We start from the raw sequence: 17,168 nt of genomic DNA, 5'->3' as shown, positions 1-17,168 counted from the left end.
CGGTACGGTGGGCCCGGCCGCTTCCCCCCTCTGCCGGAAGAGAGCGGCGCAACGATCACGAAAAGGTTTCTATTCTGCTCCGACCCGCTGCGTTCCACGCGCCCCGACGCACAGTTCGCCGGCCGCGCGGTGGAACACCGCCGACCCGTGCCGCTCCTTGACCACTTCGAGCTGGGCGGGGATCCGGCGGCGCAGATCGCCGACGTGGCTGACGATGCCGACGCTGCGATCCCGCTCGCGCAGCGAGTCCAGTACGTCGAGGACCTCGTCCAGGGTCTGGTCGTCGAGGCTGCCGAACCCCTCGTCGATGAAGAGTGTGTCCAGCCGGACCCCTCCCGCCTCGTCGGTGACGACGTCGGCGAGACCGAGCGCCAGAGCCAGGGAGGCGAAGAACGTCTCGCCGCCCGAGAGCGTCGCCGTGTCGCGCTCACGGCCGGTCCAGGCGTCGACGACATGCAGCCCGAGGCCGGACCGGCGGCCTCCGGTGCGGGCATCGGAGTGGACGAGCGTGTAGCGGCCCGACGACATCCGCTGCAGCCGTGCGGTGGCGGCGGCGGCGACCTGTTCGAGCCGGGCGGCAAGAACGTACGACTCCAGCCGCATCTTCCGTTCGTTGTCCGCAGAGGTGCCTGCGGTGAGCCCGGCCAGCCGGGCCACCCGGTCGTACTCGTCGCGCAGCGGTCCCAGCGTGCGCACGTCCTCCGCCGCGCGGCGGGACAGCCGGCCGAGTTCGGCGCAGCGCTCCCGGGCGGCGGCGAGCGTGGCGGCGGCGTTCCGCAGCCGTCCCTCGGCCGCGTCGTACGCGGCCTGTGCGCCGTCGGGGTCGGCCTCCGGGTGCTCGGCGGCGGCGCGGGTCTCGGGCTCGGCGAGCCGTTCGGCGACGGCTGCGGCCTCGGCCTGCCAGCCATCGATCCGGTGCTGGATGTCGCGGTGCTCGGCGTCCGTGAGCAGGGTGGCAGCGGCAGCCTCAGGGGTGTCGAACCCGGCCCGGAACGCGGCGTCCGCGAGCCGGCCGTCGGCCTCCTTGCTGCGCCGCGCCGCCAGCTCCTCGGCGCGCACCGCCTCGGCGGCGTCGGCGAGCAGAGCCACCCGGCGTTCCAACAGGGCGGCGTGCGCGGCGACGCTGCCGGATTCGCCGCGAGCGACCGTCAGCTCGGCCTCCAGGCCCGCCTGCTCCCGATCGAGCCCTTCCCGCCGCGAGATCCGGGCGGCGCAGCGGCGCTCGGCCTGCTGCCGCGCTTCGAGCCTCTCGGTCTGCTCCCGTTCGGCGACCGCGAGGGCCTCGCGCGCGGCGTGCATTCCGGCGGCGGTACGGTGCGCATGGGTGTGCTCGGCCGCCAACTCGACTACCAGCGCCTCAAGTTCGACAACCGCTGGTTCAGTAGCGTGGGGCCCGTCATCGGCAGTCCCGGCAGCTCCGCGGTCAGTGGCATCATCGGCAGCGGTCCCCACCACGGGCAGCGCCGCGGCACGCGCCGCCGCGTGCTTCTCCCGTACGGCTCCGAGCTCCCGATCCGCCTCCGTACGCGCCTGCTCGGCCCGCCGGTACACGGCGAGAGCCGTCTCCTCGGTTGCCCGGTCGACATGCCCATCCGCTGCGCGCGCGGGCTCCGGGTGGTCGCCCGACCCGCAGACCTTGCAGGCCTCGCCGTCGACGAGTTCCGCCGCGAGCTCGGCGGCGATGTCGCGCAGCCGCTGCTCCCGCAGCCCAAGCCACCTTTCGTGTGCACCCAGGGCGCGCTCGCGGGCCGCGGCCAGCCGGCGGGCCGCATCCGTCGTCTCGGCCGCGAGCGCGTCGCGGCGACGGGCCGCGTCCAGGCGGCGGCGGGCCGGCTCAAGCCGTCCCGCAAGGTGTTCGGCGCGGGTCGCGGACTCCTGTGCCGTCTGGATGCGTTCCTGTAGTTCGCGGCGGGTGGACTCCCAGCCCGCCAGCCAGCCTTCCGCTTCCTGGATCAGTTCGTCGTCGGCGCGGGCCTGACGTTCCAGTTCGGCCCGCTCGGTGTCGATCTCCGCGCTGCGCCGCTCGGCACGACGCGCGGCGTCGAGACCGCCGAGCTCCTGCCGGAGCCTGCGTTCCAGGGTTGCCAACTGCTCGGCACCCGCGTCGACAAGAGTGTCGGGCAGCTGGGCGCGGGCGCGCTCACGGGCCTCTCCGGCAGTCCGGTGGGCACGCTCGGCGTCGTCGCGCAACTCCAGTGCGGGGGCGACGAGTTCTGCCTTGCGCGCCCGTTCGAGCCGCTCGCACTGCCGGTCGCGCTCGGGGCGGCGGGCTTCGAGTTCGGAGGCGCGGCGGCGCGTCTCCTCGTACCGCTGCTGGAGTCTGGCGAGTTCGCGTGCGGTATCGAGTTCGCGGCGGGCGAGGGCCTGCCCACTCTCGGCGGCGGAGAGTACGGACTCGGCGATGTCGAGCCGTTCCCGGGCGTTGCTGCGGGCCACTGCAGCCCACTCCAGTACGCCGTCCGCGAGTCCCGGATCGCCGGGCCGGGCGTCCGGCAGGGGCAGTTCACCGGCAGCCGGTCCGGCGGCCTGGACGATCCGCTGGGCGATCCCGAGGATCTGCTCGTCCCCGGCCTTGACCTGCGTCTCGGTGGTGCGGCGCAGTTCGGTGAGCCGTTCCTCGACGGCCGCGAAGCGGCGGGTGTCGAAGAGTCTGCCGAGCAGTTTGCCGCGGGCTTCGGCATCGGCGCGCAGGAAGCGTGCGAAGTCGCCCTGCGGCAGCAGCACCACCTGGCAGAACTGGTCCCGGCTCATCCCGACGAGCTGGGTGATCTCCTCGCCGATCTCCTGGTGCGAGCGGCTGAGCGCCCGCCAGCCGTGCTCGGGGTCGTACTCGCGCAGCCAGCTCTGCGCCTTCTCGGTGGTGAAGCCCTCGCCCTTCTTCTTGGGGCGGGGCTGGGCCGGGCGCCGGGTGATCTCCAGGTGCCGTCCGCCGACGGTCAGTTCCAGCCGGACCTCGGTGGGGAGGCCGGCCGGGGCGTGATCGCTGCGCAGTGAGGTGCCGGGGCTCTGGCGGGCTCCGGGCACCGCGCCGTACAGCCCGTAGCAGACGGCGTCGAGGACGGAGGTCTTCCCCGCTCCGGTGGGTCCGTGCAGCAGAAAGAGTCCGGCGGCGGAGAGCGCGTCGAAGTCGACTTCCTGGGTGGCGCCGAACGGGCCGAAGGCGGTGACGGTGAGCCGGTGGAGTCTCAACGGTTCACCTCGCGCACGCCGTCGTCCACCCGTACGTGGTCGAAGGCGCCGCGCAGCACCGTGCGCTCCTGGTCGTCCGCCCCGTTCCCGCCCCGGACATGCGCCACGAAGTCCTCCGCGATCTGCTGGTCGTCGCGCCCCCTGAGGCGCTGTGCGTACGAGGCGAGCGGGTCCTCGGGGGCCCGCTCGGGTTCGAAGACGAGGCTCAGGGTGTGCGGAAACCTGTCCAGGAGGCGGGCCATCGGCTCGTCCGGACGGACCGGGTCGGTGAGGGTCGCCTCCACCCATGCCTCCTCGTGCCGGGCCAGCGCGGGGTCTTCGAGCAGGGTGTCCAGGCGGCCGCGGAGGCGGGCGAGCGGGCGGGGCACCGGGCAGTCGATCCGCTCGGCGGTGATCGTTCCGGTGGCTCCGAGGTCGATCAGCCACATGGTCTTGCGGTGGGCGACCTCGGAGAAGGAGTACGCGAGGGGTGAGCCGGAGTAGCGCACCCGGTCGGTGACGGCCTGGGAGCCGTGCAGATGGCCGAGTGCCGTGTAGTCGACGCCGTCGAAAACTCCGGCGGGTACGGCGGCCACACCGCCGATGGTGATGTCGCGCTCGCTGTCGCTGGGTTCGCCGCCCGCGACGAAGGCGTGGGCGAGGACCACGGAGCGGGTGGATTCCGGCCGGGTGGCGAGGTCGGCGCGGACCCGGTCCATGGCGGCGGTCAGCACCGCTTCGTGTCCGGCCCGCTCCGCCTTGAACACGTCCTTGACGAGGGCCGGTTCGAGGTAGGGCAGCCCGTAGAACGCCACATCGCCGTGCTCGTCGTGCAGGACGACGGGGGTGGCGCACTCCGCCGGGTCGGTACGCAGATGGATACCGGCCCGTCCGATCAGTCCTGCGCCGACGCCGAGCCTGCGGGCCGAGTCGTGGTTCCCGGAGATCATCACCGTGGGTACGCCCGCGGCGGCAAGACTGTGCAGGGCCCGGTCGAAGAGCTCGACGGCGGAGAGCGGGGGCACGGCTCTGTCGTAGACATCACCCGCGACGACGACGGCATCGACCTCGCGCTCATGGACGGTCGCCACCAGATGATCGAGGTAGGCGGCCTGTGCCTCCAGCAGCGAGACCCGGTGGAACGACCGCCCCAGGTGCCAGTCCGATGTGTGCAGAATCCTCAAGACCTGGCTCCGACCTGCATGTTTCCCTTCCTTCGCACCCAGCGTCCGCGCCTGCCGTGCCCGGGAGCCGCACCGGACCGGCGCGGGAGCGCACGGTCGGCACCGACCACGCTAACGCCGCTGCGCCCCTGATCCCTCACGAACCCGCTTCCTCACAGCTCACAGTCTCCCATCGCCGCGCACCGCCTCCGACGTGTTCAGCGAAGAAGGTCGATCCGCGTTCTGATGCCGAGCCGTTCCGCCTGCCGGTATGCGGCCCAGGCGACGGCGAGATCCTGCCGGGGAAGCCCGACGGGGGCGTACACGGATCGCTCCGGACCAGTGGTACGCCCGGGATGCTCGCCGCGCAGCACGTCCCCGTCGGCGAACGCAGGGCCTCCATGTCCACAGCCTGCGGCTCGGTTCTCATGCGAAGGTCCTCTCGGGAGGTCGGACGCGCCCTGCAGGCCGACGATGATCAACCGACCGAGAGGCTAACGGCCTCCCCCCACCGAATTCCGGTTGCGCAGCCCGGCCGTCCCACCCCGCCGAGCGCGTTCAGGCGTCCCCGTACGCCTCGCCGCCCAGCTCCAGCAGCGCCTCACCCGCCGTCGTATCGGCCAGCCAGCGCCGGAAGTCCTCGACATCCGCGTCCGGCAGCCCGATCTCGATGATCACCGCTTCCTCGTACCGCACCTCCCGCACGGCCCGTCCGGTGGCGCGCAGGTCGTTCTGGAGCCTGCCCGCCCGCTGGTGGTCGACGGTGACCGTGGCGAGCCGGAACCGCTGCCGGGTGATCGTGCCCAGCTCGTCGAGCGCCTCGCCGACCGCTCCTCCGTAGGCCCGGATCAGCCCTCCGGCGCCGAGCTTCACCCCGCCGTAGTAGCGGGTGACGACGGCGGCGACGTACCGCATCTCCCGGCGCATCAGCATCTGCAGCATGGGGACGCCCGCGGTGCCACCGGGCTCCCCGTCGTCACTGGCCTTCTGTACGGAGGCGTCGGCGCCGATCACGTACGCGAAGCAGTTGTGGGTGGCGGTCGGGTGTTCCCTGCGGATGCGTGCGACGAAGTCCTGCGCCTCCTGCTCAGTGGCGGCGGGGGCGAGCGCGCAGATGAAGCGCGATCGGTTGATTTCGATCTCGCGCACGCCCGCTCGGGCGACTGTCCGGTACTGCTCCTGCATCCGTCCACCCTATGTGCAGCAGCGGGAATGGCCCGCGGCCGCAGTCCGTTGTCCGCATCATGTACGCAGACGCAGCAGGGACCGAGACAGAGACGATCCGCAGGATTCTCCGGGACTCGGGCGACACCTGGGCCGTGGTGGGACTGTCCGACAACGAGTCGCGCGCGGCCTACCGCGTCGCCGCGGTCCTCCAGCGCTTCGGCAAGCGCGTGGTCCCGGTGCACCCCAAGGCGGAACGGGTACACGGCGAGAGGGGATACGCGTCGCTGGCCGACATCCCGTTCCCGGTCGATGTCGTGGACGTCTTCGTCAACGGCGAACTGGCGGGCGCCGTCGCGGACGAGGCCGTCGGGATCGGCGCGAAGGCGGTCTGGTTCCAGCTCGGCGTAATCGACGACGCTGCGTACGAACGCACCCGGGCGGCCGGACTCGACATGGTGATGGACCACTGCCCGGCGATTGAAATACCCCTTCTGGACCGATAAGCGGCATACCACTCCTCGGCCGAATGTGCGGGGTATCACACATAACGCTCCGCTGGGAGAATGCCCCCTTGTGACTGTCATCAGTGCGCCGAGTGCCGTGAACGTCGCCCACCGCCGAAGCCGGCTGGCCGATCAGCTGTCCCGGCTCGGCGTGGAGCGGAGCGGCGTCCTCCTGGTGCATGCGTCGATGCGGGCGGTGGGAGCGGTCAGCGGCGGGGCCGGCGCCCTGATCGGTGCGCTGCGGGACGCGCTCGGCGAGGACGGCACCCTGATCGTCCCGTCGTTCACACCGGAGAACTCCGACACCTCCCCCCAGTACCGCAACCGGGTCCGCGGCCTCACCGACCACGCCCGGGAGGCGGTCCGCGCGAGCCTGCCGCCGTTCGACCCCGCCACCACGGCCGCACCGTCGATGGGCCGTCTCGCGGAGACCGTACGGCTGACCCCGGGGGCGGCACGCAGCAGCCACCCCCAGACATCCTTCGCCGCCCTCGGCCCCCTCGCCGGCAAGCTGGTCGCACACCACCACCCCGACTGTCACCTCGGGGAGGACTCACCGCTGGCCTGCCTCTACGACGTACGGGCTCAAGTGCTGCTGCTGGGCACCGGTTTCGACTCCTGCACCGCGTTCCACCTCGGCGAGTACCGCGCACCCACCCCGCCGCGCCGCACCTACCGCTGTGTGGTGACGACCCGGGGCAGACGTCACTGGTGGGAGTACGAGGACGTAGCACTGGACGACAGCGACTTCGCCGCGCTCGGGGCGGAGTTCGCCCGCACTGACAACGGCGCGGCGGTACGCACCGGCCCGGTGGGCTCGACGGCCGCCCGGCTCTTCGACTTCACCGACGCGGTCGACTTCGCGACCCGCCGGCTTCCGTCTCTGCGGGGGACCCAGCCGTGACCCGGCGGCCCGTCACAGGCTTGCGCGAGGTCCGGTTGACCGTCTCAGCCGGTGAACTCAGCGGGCCGGCGGGATGGAGACCGCCATGGTGAGCTCGGTGGGCTCGGAGCCGTCGTTGCGGTAGGCGTGCGGGTGGTGTGCCTCGAAGGTGGCGGAGGTGCCTGCGGGTACGGAGTGCGCCTCGCCGTCGACGACCAGGGTGAGTACGCCCGTGGTGACGTGCAGGAGTTCGACGGTGCCTTCGGGATGCGGGTCGGAGGCGCTGCCCTCGCCGGGCATCAGGCGCCAGGACCAGAGTTCGAGGGGCCCCCTGGCCTCCGTACCGACGAGGAGGGTCGTGGAGCTGCCCGCCTCGGTGGACCACATGCGCACCGCCTGACTCTCGGGCACCAGCCGCACATGGGAGCCCTGTTCGTAGTCGAGCAGGGTGGTGATGCTGACGCCCAGCGCGTCGGCGAGCTTGACGGTGGTGCCGACGCTCGGGTTGGTGCGCGCCTGCTCGATCTGGATGATCATGCCTCGGCTGACGCCCGCGCGGGCGGCGAGGGCGTCCAGGGTGAAGCCGCGTTCGCCGCGCCAGCGCTTGAGGTTGCGCGCGAGCGACTGCGTGAGCTGGTCGAGGTCAGACACGTTCCGTCCAATATTCTGGATGACAGAGTCGAAAATACTGCACTACGGTGTGGTGCACCCACTCGTTCATCGCACTGTACTGCGAGGCATGCCATGACAGCACTGTTCGCCCTGGCCACCAGCCTGCTGTGGGGGCTGGCCGACTTCGGCGGCGGGCTGCTCACGCGACGTGTGCCCGCGCTCACCGTGGTTGTCGTCTCGCAGACCGTGGCAGCCCTCGTGCTGGGTGCAGGCGGCGGGGACCGGTCTGGCTCTGGTGGGAACGGTGCTGCTCGCCACCGGGTAGGCGACGGACTCGCACCAGGGGTGTCCGGCGGATCAGGCCGGACCCCGCTCCCTGATCCAGCCTGATCCAAACGAAAGACCCTAGCTGTCTTCCAGTTCCGCGACGGCCAGCAGCTGCTCGGGCGTCACGCCCGCCGGGATCGGCACCGGGGCGGGTGTGCGCAGGGGCGGCTGCCAGCCCTTCTCCGGGTCCCAGCTGCGTACGACGCGTGCGGGCGCACCGGCCACGACCGCATGGTCGGGCACCTCGCCACGTACCACCGCGCTCGCCGCGACCACCACGTTGCGCCCGAGCCTGGCTCCCGGCAGGACCACCGCACCCGTGCCTATCCAGCAGCCGGGTCCGATGGTGACCGGCTCCATGCGCGGCCACTGCCGGCCGACCGGCTCGTGCGGATCGTCGTAGCTGTGGTTCGTCGACGTGATGTAGACGTACGGTCCGCAGTACGTGTTCGACCCGATGGCCACCGTGGTGTCGGCGACGACGTGGCTGCCGCGGCCGAGCACCACCCCGTCCCCCAGGGTCAGGATGGGTTCCGAGCCGAGGTCCAGGTCCGGCATGAGTCCGGCGGTCAGGGTGACCTGTTCGCCGATGATGCAGTGGTCGCCGAGCTCGATCCACGGCTCTCCGAAGACCGTGCCCTGGGGGAACGCCAGCCGGGTCCCCTCGCCGATACGGCCGAACCGCAGCCCGCCCGGGTGTTCCGCGGTGATCGCGCCGGCCTCCTGTACCGCACGCCAGCCGCGGTGGACGGCTCGGGACAGGAGGCGCCGTCGCCAGGCGGTGAGGGAGGAGAACGTGTTGCTGTTCTTGGGCACTCGCTCACCGTAGTCGGCGCACCCGGGCCGGTCACCGCGGCTCCTTGTGATGTTCACCCCACTCACTGGCGGCCGCCCGGCTGTCGCATACGGTTCCCCTGGCGCGAACGGACAACCACGGCCGGAGACACGGAGGAACGGGCGATGGCAGAGCAGGCGTTGATCACGGGCATGGGCGGCCACGAGCCGGACATCGACGCGGACGCGTTCACCGCGCCGACGTCGGTCGTGATCGGCGAGGTGACCCTGGCCGCGGGCTCCAGCGTCTGGTACCAGGCGGTGCTGCGGGCCGACTGCGCTCCCATCGCCATCGGTGCCGGCAGCAACATCCAGGACAACTGCAGCGTCCATGCCGACCCCGGGTTCCCCGTCACGGTCGGCGAGCGCGTCTCGGTCGGGCACAACGCCGTACTGCACGGCTGCACCGTCGAGGACGACGTTCTCGTGGGCATGGGGGCCACGGTCCTCAACGGTGCGCACATCGGCGCCGGTTCGCTGATCGCGGCCCAGGCGCTGGTCCCGCAGGGGATGCGGGTGCCGCCGGGCTCGCTCGTCGCGGGCGTGCCCGCCAAGGTCAAGCGGGAGCTGACCGAGGAGGAGCTCGAGGGCATCGCGTTCAATGCCGTCGGGTACGTGGAGCTGGCCAAGGCGCACCGTCAGGCGCACGAGGGCTGAGTGACGGACGAGCGGTCGGCCCTGTGAGCCGGGCCGCCCGGGCTCAGTCCGCTGCCGGTACGGTCCCCGGCTCGGCCACGGTACGTTCGGCGGACTGGGCCGCCGCCTTCTTGGCCCGGTTCTTGAGGACCAGCATCGAGGTCAGCCCGAACAGCAGGGCGACCACTAGGCCGAGCCAGGAGAAGCGCTTGAGCCAAGCCTCGGCGACGACCCCGACCGAGTAGATGACGGCCGTGGTCCCGCCCGCCCAGACGATGCCGCCGAGCACATTGGCGATCAGGAACTTCCAGTACGGCATGTGCAGGACACCGGCCAGCGGTCCGGCGAAGATACGCAGCAGCGCGACGAAGCGGCCGAAGAACACTGCCCACATGCCCCACTTCTGGAACGACCGCTCCGCCATGGCGATCTGGTCCTCGCCGAAGTGCTTGGGGAACTTCCCGCCGAGCCGGGCGAGGAGCGGCCGGCCGCCCTTGTGGCCGATGGCGTATCCGATCGAGTCCCCGATGACCGCCCCGGCGGTCGCGCAGGCACCGAGGATCACTGGGTTGATGCCGCTGTGTCCGGCGGCCAGCAGCGCCGCGCTGACGAGGACGATCTCGCCCGGCAGCGGAATGCCCAGGCTCTCCAGACCGATGACGACGCCCACCAGAACGTACACGCTGACCGCGGGGACTGTCTCCAGCCACTCCTGGATGTGCAACGCCGGTTCCTCCCGTGCTGATGTGCCGTCGCCCGCCGGGCAACTCCTCGGCGCACGGCGGGAAGCCTACCTGTCGTGCCATCTGCCCGGACAGCGCGATGGGCCGCCCCGCACCCTCGATGGGGTGGGACGGCCCAGCTGAGGAGGCAGGCCGCTCAGGCGTTCGGGCGGAGCGTCCACACCACGGTCATCTCGCCGGTGACCGCGCCGTCCGCACGCCGGATCTCGATGGCGACGGGGAATTCGGGCCGCTTGCCCGCGTCGAGTTCGGCGACGACGTCCGCCACCGGCCGGCCGAGGGTCGCGGTCGCGGTGACGACGCCCATCGCGAGCTTCTTGTAGCCGATCTCCGCCTTCACGGCGAGCGGTACGGCACGGGACATCTGATCGCCGAAGGCGGCGATGACGATCGCGCCGCTGGCCGACTCCGCGAGCGTGAACATCGCTCCGGCGTGCGGTCCGCCGACGTGGTTGTGGTAGTCGGCCCGGTCCGGCATCCGGACGACCGCGCGCTCCGAGGTCGCCTCGAGGAACTCGAGGTTGAGGGTCCTGGCCATCGGAACCGTCGCGAGGAGCATGTCTCCGACTGTCATCTGTTCAGTGCTCATGAGCCGAAGGTTACTCACGGGTAGGGGTGTTTGGCCATCCCCCGGATCGCGCCTGCACGATCCCCCCGGCGTCCGCGTGACCACCGCCTCGACCGTTCCTTCACGGGGGCGGGCGTGGTCGACGGGCCACCGTCCCTCTATGGTTACTCGCCATGTGGCCAGGACAGCAGCCGCCCGGGGGCGAGCAAAACCCGCAGGACCAGAATCAGAACCCGTATCAGCAGCCGGGGTACCAGCAGCCGAATCCCTATCAGCAGCCGGGATATCAGCAGCATGACCAGCCGGGGCAGCAGCCCGGATACCCGCAGCCGAACCCGTACCAGCAGCCCACCGTGCCGCAGTACGCGGTCTCCGGCCCGCCCGGTGCACCGCAGCCCGGCGGCGACGACAAGAAGAAGACGACCGTCGTCGCCATCGTCGCAGCCACCGCTGTGGTCGTGGCCGCCGTGGTCACCGGCGTCGTGGTGATGAACAAGGACGACAAGGGCGGCACCGACGTCGCCGACGGCGGGAAGTCGTCGTCCTCCGCGAAGCCGTCCGCCGACACGTCCTCCGCGGTGCCGAACCCTCGGGGCACCGACGGGGACGCCAAGCCCCTCGTCGCCGGCTGGAAGGTCGTCACCAACCCCAAGTGGGGCACCCAGTTCGACGTACCCGGTGACTGGGAGGTCGCGTCGCCCGGGACGTTCTCGTACTTCGAGGACGACAAGAAGGGCGACGACTCGCCGGCCATCGGCTTCTCCGCGCCGGCGTACTTCCAGAGCAAGTGGTGCGTCGACGACGACGACAAGGACGGCACCAAGGAGGAGTACAGCCTGGCCGGTGTGGGCACCCGCGGCGCCGAGGGCGCCACGGACGCCGACGCCAACGCCCACAACGAGGCCGGGGCCTGGGCATGGACCGCCTACGCGCAGCACATGCCGAAGAAGACGATCAAGATCAGCAAGGCGAAGAAGTACACCACCCAGTCGGGTCTGACCGGCAGCCTCGTGACGGCCACCGCCCCCGACGTCACCAAGAAGAAGAAGTGCGACTCCGACGGCAAGACCTTCGCCTTCACCTTCAAGAACAAGAACGGTGACTTCTCCTCCTGGATCCTCTACGGTGCCGACTCCGTCAAGGACGAGCTCCCGGACGCAACGGTCATGAAGATCCTCAGCACGGTGCGGCTGACCGAGGTCACCGCCTCCTGACCTGCTCCACCTGCTCCGGCAAAGCAGTTGGCAGGGCAGGGGCCCGGCAGCGATAGTTCCACGGTGACTCCTGCCGGCATCCCCCGTCCCCGCATCCGCCGCCCCGCCTGGGCCGGCCGCAACTACAGTCTGCTGACCGCCGCCGCAATCATCACCGGCCTCGGTACCCACGGTGCGTTGATCGCGGCGGCGTTCGCCGTTCTGCAGTCCGGTGGCGACGGCGGCGACGTAGGCCTGGTGGCAGCCGCCCGTACCGCACCGCTGGTGCTGTTCCTGCTCATCGGCGGCGCCATCGCGGACCGGGTGCCGCGCCACCGGGTGATGGTGGCGGCGAACGCGCTCAACTGTGTCTCGCAGGCCGCGTTCGCCTGGCTGGTCCTGGCCGGCGACCCGAAACTGTGGCAGATGATGCTGCTCACCGCGTTGTGCGGTACCGGGCAGGCGTTCTTCAACCCGGCGGCCGAGGGCATGCTGATGTCCAGTGTCAGTGGCGAACAGGCCGGCCGCGCCTTCGCGCTCTTCCGGATGTCGATGCACGGGGCCGCCATCGGTGGTGCCGCGCTCGGCGGTGCCATGATCGCGGCGATGAATCCGGGCTGGGTCCTGGCCGTCGACGCGGTGGCCTTCGCGGTGGCCGGTGCGCTGCGCGCCTTCCTGGATGTCGCCCACATCCCGGCGCGGGAGCCCGGCGGCGGACTCCTGTCCGATCTGCGCGAGGGCTGGCAGGAGTTCATCGGCCGCCCCTGGCTGTGGTCGATCGTGGCGCAGTTCTCGGTGGTGGTCGCCGTGGTCGGTGCCGCCGAGTCGGTGTACGGGCCACTGGTCGCCCGGGACGAGTTCGGCGGCGCCCGCCCCTGGGGATTCGCGCTCGCCGCGTTCGGGGTCGGCACGCTGTGCGGGGCGCTGCTGATGATGCGCTGGAAGCCCCGGCGGCTCCTGCTCGCCGGAACGCTCTGCGTCTTCCCGCTGGCCCTGCCGTCGGCGGCGCTGGCGGTGCCGCTGCCGGTGGCCGGGCTCAGTGCGGTGATGTTCGTCAGCGGCGTGACCATCGAGGTGTTCGGCGTCTCCTGGATGACGGCCCTGCATCAGGAGATCCCGGAGGAGAAGTTGTCGCGGGTATCGGCGTACGACTGGTTCGGATCGGTGGCGATGCTGCCGCTGGCCACCGCGGTCGCCGGTCCGGTGGAGGACCTGGTCGGGCGCGGTCAGGCATTGTGGGGCTGTGCGGCGCTGGTCGTGCTCTGCACGGGGGCCGTGCTGTTCGTACCCGACGTACGCAACCTCACCCGCCGGACCGCAACCATCGAGGTTGCGTCGGGGAAGACGCTGTCAGCCGATACCGAAGGAACCGTCGGGCGGCTCGGGTGAGGCGACCGCGTCGGCGTCCCCGACCGGCCGTGCCGCGCCGATGAGCCGGGCCAGACCGGCGCCGTGCTCGACCCGGGCGGGGAAGACGTCTGCGGCGCAGCGGCGGGCCAGGGCCGCGGTGTCGAGGGGACTGCGGGAAGCGACCAGGACGTGGTTCCCGAAGCGCCGGCCGCGCAGCACCGCCGGTTCGGCGATCAGCGCGAGCTCTTCGAAAACGGCGGCGAAGTTGGCCAGTTGCGAGCGGAGGAATGCGAAGGGTGCGCCGTCGGCGAGGTTGGCGGCATAGATGCCGTCGGCCCGCAGAGCCCGCGCGGCTGCCTGCGCGTACTCGACGGAGGTGAGGTGCGCGGGCACGCGCGATCCGCCGAACACGTCCGCGATCAGGACGTCGACGGTGCCGGGCGGCGTCTGTTCCAGCAGCCCTCGGGCATCGGTGCCGTGCACGGTGATGCCACTGTCGTCGGGGAGTGGCAGCTGCTCGGCGACCAGGGCGAGCAGGCCCAGGTCGGCCTCGGCGACGACCTGCCGGGAACCCGGCCGGGTCGCGGTGACATAGCGGGGCAGGGTGAGGGCGCCGCCGCCGAGGTGGAGTACGTCGAGAGGCGCGTCCGGTTCCGCGGCACAGTCCAGGACATGGGCGAGCCGTCGGGCGTACTCGAACTCCAGGTGGACCGGATCGTCGAGGTCGACGTACGACTGGGGTGCGCCGTCGACCGTGAGCAGCCAGGCCCGGTCCCGGTCCACGTCGGGAAGGAGTCTGGCGGTGCCCTGGTCCACGTCTCGGATCACGGGTATCGGCTCGTTCACTCCCCCATTGTGGGGTGCCGGTTCAACTGCCGACGACCGCGGCGACCGCTTCGGTGTGCGCCGCGGACTGCGCGAGTCCGGCGCGGGCGGCGGCCGCCCGGCGGCTCGGGTCGAGCACGTTGCGGCCGAATGCCTTCTTGGCGGCCGCGTCCGGAATGATGACCGCGACCTGGGCACCCTTCGCTTCGAGGTCGGTGGCCTGGGACCGGGGGAAATGATCACCTTGTTGCCACTGGCCGTCGGTGCGATGACGACAACGCGTTCATACCCTGCGGCCAGATGGGCGTTGGCCGGGGAATACACCCCGCCGTCGATCCAGCCCTGCCCGTCGATGGTGGCGACCGGCCAGACGGCGGGGACGGCGCAGCTGGCGGTGACGGCGTCGGCGAGCGGGATACCGCTGTCCTTGTCGAAGATGTGGAGTTCACCCGTGTCCGCGCGGACGGCAGTGATCCGCAGCTGCCGCTCGGGCCAGTCGGGCGACAGGAGCCGACTCGCGATCAGCTCCTGCCGTTCGGCCGCGGTGATGGCGGTCCGGGTCTCCCGCGCCATCCGGGCCAGCTTCTGCCCGTACGCCTCCGGGGTACGGGAGGTCAGCACCGCCCGGGCGTAGCGCATGAGGTTGGCGGTGCCGAGCTTCCCGCCGGTCTCGCCCTGCGGATCGGCCAGCTGACGTGCGTACAGTTCCGGGAGGCCGAGCAGTCCGGAGGCGAGCTGGGCGCCGACGAGAGCCCCGGCGGAGCTTCCGATGACGAGATCCGCGGTGGACAGGTCCACGCCCGCCTCGGCGAGCCCGTGCAGGATTCCGGTCTCCCAGGCGCCGCCGGTGGCGCCGCCTGCTCCGAGCACCAGTGCAATGTCTGACATGCCGTCAGTCTCGCGCATGGCGCCGGGCCCGCCTCCCGTGGGGTCGGTTGGCGGGCCCGGTGCCCGGATCAGAGCAGGCCGGTGACGGTGCCCGCGCCGACCGTGCGGCCGCCCTCGCGGATCGCGAAGCCGAGCCCGGACTCCAGCGGGGTGTCGCGGCCCAGTTCGACGGTCATGGTGACCGTGTCGCCGGGGCGCGCCACCGCCGCTTCGCCGAGGTCGATGTCCCCGACGACGTCCGCGGTACGGATGTAGAACTGCGGCCGGTAGCCGGTGGTGACCGGCGTGGTCCGGCCGCCTTCCCGCGCCGACAGGACGTACACCTGCGCGGTGAAACGACGGCTCGGCGTCACGCTGCCGGGCGCCGCCACCACGTGGCCGCGGCGGACCCGGTCGCGCTCCACCCCACGTACGAGCAGCGCCACGTTGTCACCGGCCTGCGCGGACTCCATCGGCTTGCCGAAGGTCTCCAGGCCGGTGACGACCGTCTCGATGTCCGCGCCGAGCACGGAGACCCGGTCGCCGACGCGTACGGTGCCGCGCTCGACGGCTCCGGTGACGACCGTGCCCCGGCCGGTGATGGTCAGGACGTTCTCCACCGGCAGCAGGAACGGCGCGTCGGTGTAGCGCACCGGCATCGGTACGTACGTGTCGACGGCGTCCAGCAATGCCTCGACGGACGCGGTCCAGCGCGGGTCGCCGGCCAGCGCCTTCAGTCCCGAGACGCGGACGACGGGGACGGTGTCGCCGCCGTAGCCGTGCGCGGAGAGCAGCTCGCGGACCTCCAGCTCGACCAGGTCGGTCAACTCCGGGTCGCCCGCGTCGGCCTTGTTGAGGGCGACGACGATGTGGTCGACGCCGACCTGGCGGGCGAGCAGGACGTGCTCGGCGGTCTGCGGCATGATCCCGTCGAGCGCGGACACGACGAGAATCGCCCCGTCGAGCTGCGCGGCGCCGGTGACCATGTTCTTGACGTAGTCGGCGTGACCGGGCATGTCGACGTGCGCGTAGTGCCGGGTGTCGGTCTCGTACTCGACGTGCGCAATGTTGATGGTGATGCCGCGCTGTGCCTCCTCCGGCGCCCGGTCGATGCGGTCGAACGGGACGAACGTGCCGGTGCCGCGGTCACTGAGGACCTTGGTGATGGCGGCTGTCAGGGTGGTCTTGCCGTGGTCGACGTGGCCCATGGTGCCGATGTTGAGGTGCGGCTTGGTGCGCACGTATGCCGTCTTGGGCATGGCTCATTCCTTGGAAACTCGAAGCTGAGAGAGAAGACCCCAGGGCCCCGCCGACCCTCCCCTTACGGGGTCCGCCGGACTGTCGGGGGAGGGTCAGCTTCGGGCGCCGCCGATGGGCGCTGCGGCAGCCGTGAACACTGCTGCGTCGACTGCGGCTGCTGCTGCGGTGATTGCGGCGGCAGCGAGGAAGGAAGGGATGACGGCAGCCTTCGGCGCGTCCGCGACTGCGGACTGCGCTGCGAGGAAGGCGTACCGGAACATGGGTCCGATCATGGCCGACGGCCCCGGCCCCGTCGAATGGTTTTCCACCGGGCCCGGAAAGGGAGTTCGGCGACGGTCGCGCCTCAGAGGTGCTTCATGGCTTCGCGTACGGACAGCGGCGAGAGCCGGTCCCGGGCGCCGTCGACGAAGTCCCTGACAGCCCGCGGATCGGTCTTGGCGTACTCGCGCAGACACCAGCCGATCGCCTTGCGGATGAAGAAGTCGGGGTGCTCCGCCTGGCGCAGGCAGTAGCCGAAGAGCCGTTCGGTGTCGGTGGCGTCCCGGGTAGCGCAGCTGGTGCAGCAGGGCAGTGCGGGCGATCCACAGGTTGTCGTCCTCGATCCACTCGTCCATCACCGTCTTCAGCTCCGGGTCGGCGGCGACGAGCGGTCCTGCGACATGGGCGGCGAGCACATCGACGGTGTCCCACCAGGGGACGGTGGAGACGAGGTGCCGTACGACGGGCAGGAGCCGGGAGGAGCAGCGGGGCACGTGGCGGCGCAGATAGTCGGCGGCAAAGTACTGGTACTCCCGCTCGGTCAGCTTCCAGCAGCGCAGGGCGACGGCCGCGCAGTCCACCTCGTCGGGACGCCCGGTGCCGTCCAGGACCGTGCGTGACAGGGCCCGGCGCTGCGGGGTGGGGATGCCGAGGAACGGGGCGACGTGCTTCATGTACGCGGCGGCGGAGGCGGCCCGCCCAGGATCGGCGGCCGTGGGGTAGAGGACCGTCAGACGCGCCAGCACGGTGTCGGCGAGCTCGCTCGGCGGCACGCCGGGAGCGGCTTCGGCTGCGGGGCTCATACGGTGCA

16 protein-coding genes and 2 pseudogenes are annotated in these 17,168 nt (G+C 71.4%); 6 read left to right on the top strand and 12 right to left on the bottom strand.

Annotated features, from left to right (window positions below):
- Positions 1 to 69 precede the first annotated feature (69 nt).
- From ACWD6R_RS07630 to ACWD6R_RS07620, 3 genes are all read right to left on the bottom strand, one after another.
- Positions 70 to 3,189, bottom strand: coding sequence for an AAA family ATPase (locus ACWD6R_RS07630; RefSeq protein WP_451817855.1), 3,120 nt, complete (start codon positions 3,187 to 3,189; stop codon positions 70 to 72).
- Positions 3,186 to 4,352: an exonuclease SbcCD subunit D gene (locus tag ACWD6R_RS07625; RefSeq protein WP_451817854.1), complete on the bottom strand. Its 1,167-nt coding sequence runs from the start codon at positions 4,350 to 4,352 to the stop codon at positions 3,186 to 3,188. The genes ACWD6R_RS07630 and ACWD6R_RS07625 overlap by 4 nt, the downstream gene beginning before the upstream one ends.
- A gap of 537 nt (positions 4,353 to 4,889) precedes the next feature.
- Positions 4,890 to 5,516 (bottom strand): YigZ family protein, encoded by a 627-nt coding sequence (locus tag ACWD6R_RS07620; protein ID WP_451817853.1) that lies wholly within the window; start codon positions 5,514 to 5,516, stop codon positions 4,890 to 4,892.
- 59 nt (positions 5,517 to 5,575) lie between these two features.
- Here ACWD6R_RS07620 and ACWD6R_RS07615 point away from each other — a divergent pair, with 59 nt between their 5' ends.
- Positions 5,576 to 6,001, top strand: a complete 426-nt coding sequence (locus ACWD6R_RS07615; protein ID WP_451817852.1) for a CoA-binding protein — start codon at positions 5,576 to 5,578, stop codon at positions 5,999 to 6,001.
- A gap of 79 nt (positions 6,002 to 6,080) precedes the next feature.
- A complete protein-coding gene (locus tag ACWD6R_RS07610) occupies positions 6,081 to 6,905 on the top strand; it encodes an aminoglycoside N(3)-acetyltransferase (RefSeq protein WP_451817945.1) in 825 nt (274 codons plus the stop codon).
- A gap of 57 nt (positions 6,906 to 6,962) precedes the next feature.
- On the opposite strand, the gene ACWD6R_RS07605 is transcribed toward ACWD6R_RS07610, so the two are convergent.
- Positions 6,963 to 7,535 (bottom strand): helix-turn-helix domain-containing protein, encoded by a 573-nt coding sequence (locus ACWD6R_RS07605; protein ID WP_406417404.1) that lies wholly within the window; start codon positions 7,533 to 7,535, stop codon positions 6,963 to 6,965.
- Between the two features lie 93 nt (positions 7,536 to 7,628).
- Between ACWD6R_RS07605 and ACWD6R_RS07600 the strand changes: the two genes are divergently transcribed.
- Positions 7,629 to 7,886 carry a hypothetical protein gene (locus ACWD6R_RS07600; RefSeq protein ID WP_451817955.1) on the top strand — a complete coding sequence of 86 codons (258 nt, stop codon included), beginning with the start codon at positions 7,629 to 7,631 and terminating at the stop codon, positions 7,884 to 7,886.
- A gap of 15 nt (positions 7,887 to 7,901) precedes the next feature.
- Here ACWD6R_RS07600 and ACWD6R_RS07595 read toward each other — a convergent pair whose 3' ends face one another.
- Positions 7,902 to 8,639: an acyltransferase gene (locus ACWD6R_RS07595; RefSeq protein ID WP_451817851.1), complete on the bottom strand. Its 738-nt coding sequence runs from the start codon at positions 8,637 to 8,639 to the stop codon at positions 7,902 to 7,904.
- A 144-nt stretch (positions 8,640 to 8,783) separates the two neighbouring features.
- On the opposite strand from ACWD6R_RS07595, the gene ACWD6R_RS07590 reads away from it, so the two are divergent.
- On the top strand, positions 8,784 to 9,314 hold the full coding sequence (locus tag ACWD6R_RS07590) for a gamma carbonic anhydrase family protein (RefSeq protein WP_451817850.1): 531 nt from the start codon (positions 8,784 to 8,786) through the stop codon (positions 9,312 to 9,314).
- A gap of 43 nt (positions 9,315 to 9,357) precedes the next feature.
- Here ACWD6R_RS07590 and ACWD6R_RS07585 read toward each other — a convergent pair whose 3' ends face one another.
- Positions 9,358 to 10,017, bottom strand: a complete 660-nt coding sequence (locus tag ACWD6R_RS07585; protein ID WP_451817849.1) for a DedA family protein — start codon at positions 10,015 to 10,017, stop codon at positions 9,358 to 9,360.
- 155 nt (positions 10,018 to 10,172) lie between these two features.
- A complete protein-coding gene (locus tag ACWD6R_RS07580) occupies positions 10,173 to 10,610 on the bottom strand; it encodes a DUF4442 domain-containing protein (RefSeq protein ID WP_451817944.1) in 438 nt (145 codons plus the stop codon).
- 167 nt (positions 10,611 to 10,777) lie between these two features.
- Between ACWD6R_RS07580 and ACWD6R_RS07575 the strand changes: the two genes are divergently transcribed.
- On the top strand, positions 10,778 to 11,818 hold the full coding sequence (locus ACWD6R_RS07575; RefSeq protein ID WP_451817848.1) for a hypothetical protein: 1,041 nt from the start codon (positions 10,778 to 10,780) through the stop codon (positions 11,816 to 11,818).
- Between the two features lie 63 nt (positions 11,819 to 11,881).
- Positions 11,882 to 13,186 carry an MFS transporter gene (locus ACWD6R_RS07570; protein WP_451817847.1) on the top strand — a complete coding sequence of 435 codons (1,305 nt, stop codon included), beginning with the start codon at positions 11,882 to 11,884 and terminating at the stop codon, positions 13,184 to 13,186.
- Here the strand turns inward: ACWD6R_RS07570 and ACWD6R_RS07565 are convergent.
- The 5 genes and pseudogenes from ACWD6R_RS07565 to ACWD6R_RS07545 all read right to left on the bottom strand — a co-directional run bounded on the left by ACWD6R_RS07565 (position 13,148) and on the right by ACWD6R_RS07545 (position 17,160).
- Complete coding sequence (locus ACWD6R_RS07565) at positions 13,148 to 13,993, bottom strand: spermidine synthase (RefSeq protein ID WP_451817943.1); 846 nt, start codon at positions 13,991 to 13,993, stop codon at positions 13,148 to 13,150. The genes ACWD6R_RS07570 and ACWD6R_RS07565 overlap by 39 nt on opposite strands.
- A 333-nt stretch (positions 13,994 to 14,326) precedes the next feature.
- Positions 14,327 to 14,860: pseudogene (locus ACWD6R_RS07560) on the bottom strand (patatin-like phospholipase family protein); the annotation flags it as partial.
- 68 nt (positions 14,861 to 14,928) lie between these two features.
- On the bottom strand, positions 14,929 to 16,098 hold the full coding sequence (gene tuf, locus ACWD6R_RS07555) for an elongation factor Tu (protein ID WP_037690479.1): 1,170 nt from the start codon (positions 16,096 to 16,098) through the stop codon (positions 14,929 to 14,931).
- Between the two features lie 93 nt (positions 16,099 to 16,191).
- The gene (locus tag ACWD6R_RS07550; protein WP_451817846.1) at positions 16,192 to 16,359 is read right to left on the bottom strand and encodes a hypothetical protein; all 168 of its coding nucleotides are present in this window, start codon (positions 16,357 to 16,359) and stop codon (positions 16,192 to 16,194) included.
- Positions 16,360 to 16,442: 83 nt separating this feature from the next.
- Positions 16,443 to 17,160: pseudogene (locus tag ACWD6R_RS07545) on the bottom strand (DNA alkylation repair protein).
- Positions 17,161 to 17,168: the final 8 nt, after the last annotated feature.

The organism is Streptomyces sp. NPDC005151 (genome assembly GCF_053599875.1).
Note: the sequence above shows the minus strand (reverse complement) of the source record. Positions and strands in the feature narration are given on the sequence as shown.

What these genes read in the sequence shown, in the direction of transcription:
- ACWD6R_RS07620 (WP_451817853.1), bottom strand. Translation starts at nt 5,516, where the DNA reads ATGCAGGAGCAGTACCGGACAGTCGCCCGAGCGGGCGTGCGCGAGATC.
- ACWD6R_RS07615 (WP_451817852.1), top strand. Translation starts at nt 5,576, where the DNA reads ATGTACGCAGACGCAGCAGGGACCGAGACAGAGACGATCCGCAGGATT.
- ACWD6R_RS07600 (WP_451817955.1), top strand. Translation starts at nt 7,629, where the DNA reads ATGACAGCACTGTTCGCCCTGGCCACCAGCCTGCTGTGGGGGCTGGCC.
- ACWD6R_RS07590 (WP_451817850.1), top strand. Translation starts at nt 8,784, where the DNA reads ATGGCAGAGCAGGCGTTGATCACGGGCATGGGCGGCCACGAGCCGGAC.
- ACWD6R_RS07580 (WP_451817944.1), bottom strand. Translation starts at nt 10,610, where the DNA reads ATGACAGTCGGAGACATGCTCCTCGCGACGGTTCCGATGGCCAGGACC.
- ACWD6R_RS07575 (WP_451817848.1), top strand. Translation starts at nt 10,778, where the DNA reads ATGTGGCCAGGACAGCAGCCGCCCGGGGGCGAGCAAAACCCGCAGGAC.
- tuf (WP_037690479.1), bottom strand. Translation starts at nt 16,098, where the DNA reads ATGCCCAAGACGGCATACGTGCGCACCAAGCCGCACCTCAACATCGGC.
- ACWD6R_RS07550 (WP_451817846.1), bottom strand. Translation starts at nt 16,359, where the DNA reads ATGTTCCGGTACGCCTTCCTCGCAGCGCAGTCCGCAGTCGCGGACGCG.